The organism is Xinfangfangia pollutisoli, from assembly GCF_020179405.1.
Classification (GTDB): Bacteria; Pseudomonadota; Alphaproteobacteria; order Rhodobacterales; family Rhodobacteraceae; genus Pseudogemmobacter; species Pseudogemmobacter pollutisoli.
Genome location: NZ_JAICBZ010000142.1, coordinates 1 through 4,961, shown reverse-complemented (window position 1 = coordinate 4,961; position 4,961 = coordinate 1). Strand labels below are relative to the sequence as shown.

Genomic DNA, 4,961 nt, shown 5'->3' with positions numbered 1-4,961 from the left:
GAGGCCGGCGGCAGGTGCTTGTCCAGCGCCAGCGCCGCTGCCAGCCCCGGCTGCGCCAGCCGCGCCGCGCGCAGCACCAGATTGTCGTCGCCGGAAGGCAAGTCGGCCCCGAAGGGCCCCGACAGCGCCAGGCTGAGCGCTTCGGCCCGCCGCGCGGTCACCCGGTCACCCACGCCGGCAAAGGCAACCAGACTGTCCAGCAGATGATAGCCATCCGCCCGCTGCCCGGTCACATGCAGGCAGAGGTTGATCTTGGCCGGCGCGAATTCAGAGACCTGTTCAGTTGCCATTCTTGGCGGCTTTGACCTCGGCCAGCGGCGGGGCGCCTTCCTCGGCCAGAACCGCGTCCAGCCCCTGTTCCAGCTTCTTGCGGATCCGCGCGGCGTCCTTGTCCTCGGGGCCGAAGGACAGCGCGCGGTGCCACTGGAATTCCGCCTCGCGCTGGCGGCCCACGGCCCAATAGACATCGCCCAGATGGTCGGTCACCACCGGATCGACGGGTTCCAGCAGCGAGGCCTTTTCCATCGGCGCAAGCGCCTCGTCATAGCGCCCCAGACGGAAATAGGCCCAGGCCAGGCTGTCCAGGATATAGCCGGCGCGCGGCTGCGCCTGCACCGCGTCCTGGATCAGCTGCAGCGCCTCGTCCAGCTTCTCGCCGCGCTCGACCAGCGCATAGCCCAGATAGTTCAGCACTTCGGGCCGGCCGGGGTTCAGCTGCAGCGCATGGCGGAAATCGGCCTCGGCCAGATCCCAGTTGCCCATCCGCTCGTGGCAGACCGCGCGCGAGAAGAACAGCACCCAATGCGGCGGCAGCGGGTCGCCCGCCAGCTTGATCGCCGCATCATAGGCCGGCAGCGCATCGGACCAGCGCTCGTCCCGGCGCAGGATGTCGCCCAGGGCGGTCTGCACCACGATCATCTGCGGATAGCGCCGCGCGACGCCGCGCATCGCCTCGATCGCGGCATCCTTCTTGCCGATTTCATACAGCGCATCGGCGCGGCCCACTTCGGCCGAGTAGAAATTCGGATCGTCCGGCGGGAAGGCGGCGAAGGCCTCGACCGCCAGATCGTAGCGCCCCAGGCTTTCCAGCTTGGCCGCGGCCAGAAGCAGCGCCTCGGCATGGTCGGGCCGCAGAGCCGAGGCGATGCGCGCATGCAGAAGCGTGCTGGCCGGGTCGTTTTCGCCATTGGTCACCGTGGCCACGGTGAAGAACACCTCGGCAATGCCGTCGCGCGCATCGCGGATCGAGGTGAAGGGCAGCGGCTCGCCCGCGCGCAGCTTGACGCGCAGCGCGTCGATGGCCGGTTCGGGTTCGGTGCCGAAGACCTGGTCCAAGAGCTGCAGCGCCTCGTCGCCGCGTTCCAGCTGCGACAGGATCTCGACCCGCGCCACCAGACCGCGCCGGTTCAGGTTGATCGGCCCCGCGACCTTGCCCGACAGGATCGCATCCGCGCCCTCGTAATCGCCGGCCAGCGCCAGGGCCATCGCCTTGTGGTACAGGCCGAAAACCTCGCCGCCCTGGGTCGCGGTCACGGCGTCGAAATCGGCCAGCGCGTCGGACATCCGCCCCAGGCCGAACTTGGCCCAGGCCAGCGACAATTCGTCGACCAGGGGCCCGGCCTTGCGGCCCGCCGCGGCGCCGGCGACGATCGCCGCATAATCCTCGCGCCGCGCCTCGTCGGCCAGCAAGGCGATCTCGGCCAGCTGGCTTTCAAAGCCCTTGGCCTTGGCCACCGTGGCCACCTCGGCCGCCAGCCCAACCTCGCCCAGGTTCAGATTGGCATACATGCTGCCTTCCATCAGGTGCAGCGTATCGGGATCGGCCAAAAGCGCGCGCGCGTACCAGCCGGCCGCGGCGCGGAAATCAGCCTCGGCCTCGGCGGCGCGGGCGGCCAGATAGGCGCCGGAATCCGGGGTGACCGTCTCGACCGAGGCGCTGACCTCGGGCGCCTGCCCCTCGGCCCGGGCCGGCGGCGCGAAGGCCAGGCTCAGCGCCACGGCGGCGGTCGAGAGGTGAAGGACGGATCGCGGCATCGGGCTCTCCCAGGCGGACATCGGGCGCAGATATCGGGGCAGGCTAGCCGGGCGCCGCGCGACTGTCCATGTGGGGCGGTCCCGACCTTCGGGGGATCGCGGGATTGTCAGCGCAAGAAAACGGGCCCGCGCCGGAATCGGCGGGGCCCGCAGGGCTGGAACGGGCCCCCTGCGCGGGGGCGCGCGTCACATGTTCGGATAGTTCGGCCCGCCGCCGCCCATGGGCGTGGTCCAAACGATGTTCTGGCTGGGATCCTTGATGTCGCAGGTCTTGCAGTGGACGCAGTTCTGGAAGTTGATGCGGAAGGTCGCATCGGCGCCTTCGCCCAACACTTCATAGACCCCGGCCGGGCAATAGCGCTGCGCGGGTTCGGCATAAAGCGGCAGGTTCACCGAAATCGGGATCGAGGGATCCTTCAGCCGCAGATGGGCGGGCTGGTTTTCATCGTGATTGGTGAAGCTGTAGGCCACATTGGTCAGCCGGTCGAAGGACAGAACGCCATCGGGCTTGGGGTAGTCGATCGGCTTGAACTCGGCCGCCTTGTGGGTTGCCGCGGCATCGGAATGCTTGTGGCGGATCGTGCCGAAGGCGGTCAGGCCGAAGGTGTTCAGCCACATGTCGAACCCCCCGCCCAGCAGCGAGGCGACCAGCCCGTAATGCGACCACAGCGGCTTGACGTTGCGGACCTTCTTCAGATCCTTGCCGATGGCGCCGGTGCGAACCTCGGTCTCGTAATCCGACAGCTCGTCGCCCATCCGCCCGGCCTTGATCGCGGCATGGGCCGCCTCGGCCGCGGCCTTGCCCGACAGCATCGCGTTGTGATTGCCCTTGATCCGCGGCACGTTCACCAGACCCGCGGTGCAGCCCAGCAAAGCCACGCCCGGCGCCACCATCTTGGGGATCGACTGCCAGCCGCCTTCGGAAATCGCCCGCGCGCCATAGGCCACGCGCTTGCCGCCCTTCAGCAGTTCGGCCACCATCGGGTGGTGCTTGAAGCGCTGGAATTCCATGTAAGGGTACAGATAGGGGTTCTTGTAGTTCAGGTGAACCACGAAGCCCACATAGACCTGATTGTTTTCAAGGTGATAGATAAAGCTGCCGCCGCCGGCATTGCCGCCCAGCGGCCAGCCCATCGTATGGGTCACCGTGCCAAGCCGGTGCTTGGCCGGGTCGATTTCCCAGATCTCTTTCATGCCCAGGCCGAATTTCTGCGGGCAGTGACCCTTGGACAGGTCGTATTTGGCGATGACTTCCTTGGCCAGGCTGCCGCGCACCCCTTCCGACAGGAAGACATATTTGCCGCGCAGCTCCATCCCCGGCTCGTAGGCGGGGCCGGGAAGGGCGGTTTCCGGGTCCAGGCCAAACTCGCCCGCCACCACGCCCGCCACCCGATCGCCGTCATAGACCAGCTGGCTGCAGGCCATGCCGGGGAAGATTTCGACGCCCAGCCCCTCTGCCACGCCCGCCATCCAGCGGCAGACATTGGCCATCGAGACGATGTAATTGCCGTGATTGTTCATCAGGGGCGGCATCGGCCAGTTCGGCACCCGCACCTGGCCCGCCGGGCCAAGGATGTAGAAATTGTCCGATGTCACCTCGGTCTTGATCGGCGCGTCCATCTGGCGCCAGTCGGGCAGCAGCGCATCCAGGCCCGAAGGGTCCAGGACCGCGCCCGACAGGATATGCGCGCCGACCTCGGACCCTTTTTCCAACACGACGACCGACAGGTCCGGGTCCAGCTGCTTCAGGCGGATCGCCGCCGACAGACCCGCCGGGCCCGCCCCCACGATCACAACATCGTATTCCATCGACTCGCGCTGGATGGCCGACATCTCGCTACCCCTTCCCTTGCTGGCATTTCCTGTTGCCACCTGCCCGACCCAAGGTCAACCGTGACGCAACATCACGTCGCTGCATCGCGGCAATCCGGCAATTTTCTTTCCCGAAGGCGACGTTCCGGCGCCCGGCCGCGGCAGTCTTTGCAACGGGCTTGCATTTCCCAATCCGGCGGGCGAGGTTGCCCCCCGAGGACGTATGAAGTCATGACCCGGTTGCCCCGGGCCATGACTTCTCTTTTTGATTTCGGCGGGAGGCCCATGGACAAGATCCCGATGACCCGGCGCGGGTATGACGCGCTGGACGCAGAGCTGAAGCAGCTGAAGACGGTGGACCGGCCGGCGATCATCAAGGATATCGCCGAGGCGCGCGCCCATGGCGACCTGTCGGAAAATGCCGAATACCACGCTGCGCGTGAAAAGCAGGGCTTCATCGAGGGCCGGATCAAGGAAATCGAGGGCATCCTGTCGCTGGGCGAGGTGATCGATCCGACGAAACTGTCGGGTGCGATCAAGTTCGGCGCCACGGTGACGCTGCTCGACGAGGATTCCGAGGAAGAGAAGACCTATCAGATCGTGGGCGAGGTCGAGGCCAATATCGAACAGGGCCTGCTGAATGTCCGCTCGCCGCTGGCGCGGGCGCTGATCGGCAAGGAAGAGGGCGACAGCGTCGATGTTGCCACGCCGGGCGGTCGGCGCGGCTACGAAATCCTTTCGGTCCGCTACATCTAGGCCCCCCGCCATGGCCCGCCTGCCCCTGCGCCCCCGCGATCCCGGCTTTCCTGCTTCGGCCGGGCTGGGGGGCGCGCGCCTGCCCGAACTGGTGGCCGGCGGGCTGAGCCTGGTCTGGGTGATCGCGGTTCTGATCTATGCCTTCTCGGCCCCGGCCGAGGACGGGGCGCGGACGCCGGGCCTGTTCATGACGCTGCTGATTGCCGTCCTGCCGCTGGCGCTGATCTGGGCGGCGGCGATCACGCTGCGCGCGGTGCGCGATCTGCGCGCCGAGGCGGCGCGGCTGCAGGCCACGGTCGACGAGATGCGCGCGGGCTATGCCCAGGGCGGCACGCCCGCCCCCCTGGCCTCGGCAGATC

3 protein-coding genes and 2 pseudogenes are annotated in these 4,961 nt (G+C 67.6%); 2 read left to right on the top strand and 3 right to left on the bottom strand.

Annotation, left to right across the window (positions count from 1 at the left end):
- The 3 genes and pseudogenes from K1Y73_RS21290 to K1Y73_RS21280 all read right to left on the bottom strand — a co-directional run.
- Positions 1–290: pseudogene (locus K1Y73_RS21290) on the bottom strand (4-(cytidine 5'-diphospho)-2-C-methyl-D-erythritol kinase); the annotation flags it as partial.
- Complete coding sequence (locus K1Y73_RS21285; protein WP_225030398.1) at positions 280–2,034, bottom strand: tetratricopeptide repeat protein; 1,755 nt, start codon at positions 2,032–2,034, stop codon at positions 280–282. The pseudogene K1Y73_RS21290 and the gene K1Y73_RS21285, both read right to left, overlap by 11 nt.
- Positions 2,035–2,220: 186 nt before the next feature.
- The gene (locus tag K1Y73_RS21280; protein ID WP_225030397.1) at positions 2,221–3,867 is read right to left on the bottom strand and encodes an electron transfer flavoprotein-ubiquinone oxidoreductase; all 1,647 of its coding nucleotides are present in this window, start codon (positions 3,865–3,867) and stop codon (positions 2,221–2,223) included.
- 264 nt (positions 3,868–4,131) lie between these two features.
- Here K1Y73_RS21280 and greA point away from each other — a divergent pair, with 264 nt between their 5' ends.
- Positions 4,132–4,602, top strand: a complete 471-nt coding sequence (gene greA / locus K1Y73_RS21275) for a transcription elongation factor GreA (protein WP_225030396.1) — start codon at positions 4,132–4,134, stop codon at positions 4,600–4,602.
- A 10-nt stretch (positions 4,603–4,612) separates the two neighbouring features.
- Positions 4,613–4,961 (top strand): annotated as a pseudogene (locus K1Y73_RS21270) (hypothetical protein); the annotation flags it as partial.

Bases quoted from the DNA above. Each gene is read 5' to 3' on its own strand.
- greA (WP_225030396.1), top strand. From the start codon at position 4,132: ATGGACAAGATCCCGATGACCCGGCGCGGGTATGACGCGCTGGACGCA.
- K1Y73_RS21280 (WP_225030397.1), bottom strand. From the start codon at position 3,867: ATGTCGGCCATCCAGCGCGAGTCGATGGAATACGATGTTGTGATCGTG.
- K1Y73_RS21285 (WP_225030398.1), bottom strand. From the start codon at position 2,034: ATGCCGCGATCCGTCCTTCACCTCTCGACCGCCGCCGTGGCGCTGAGC.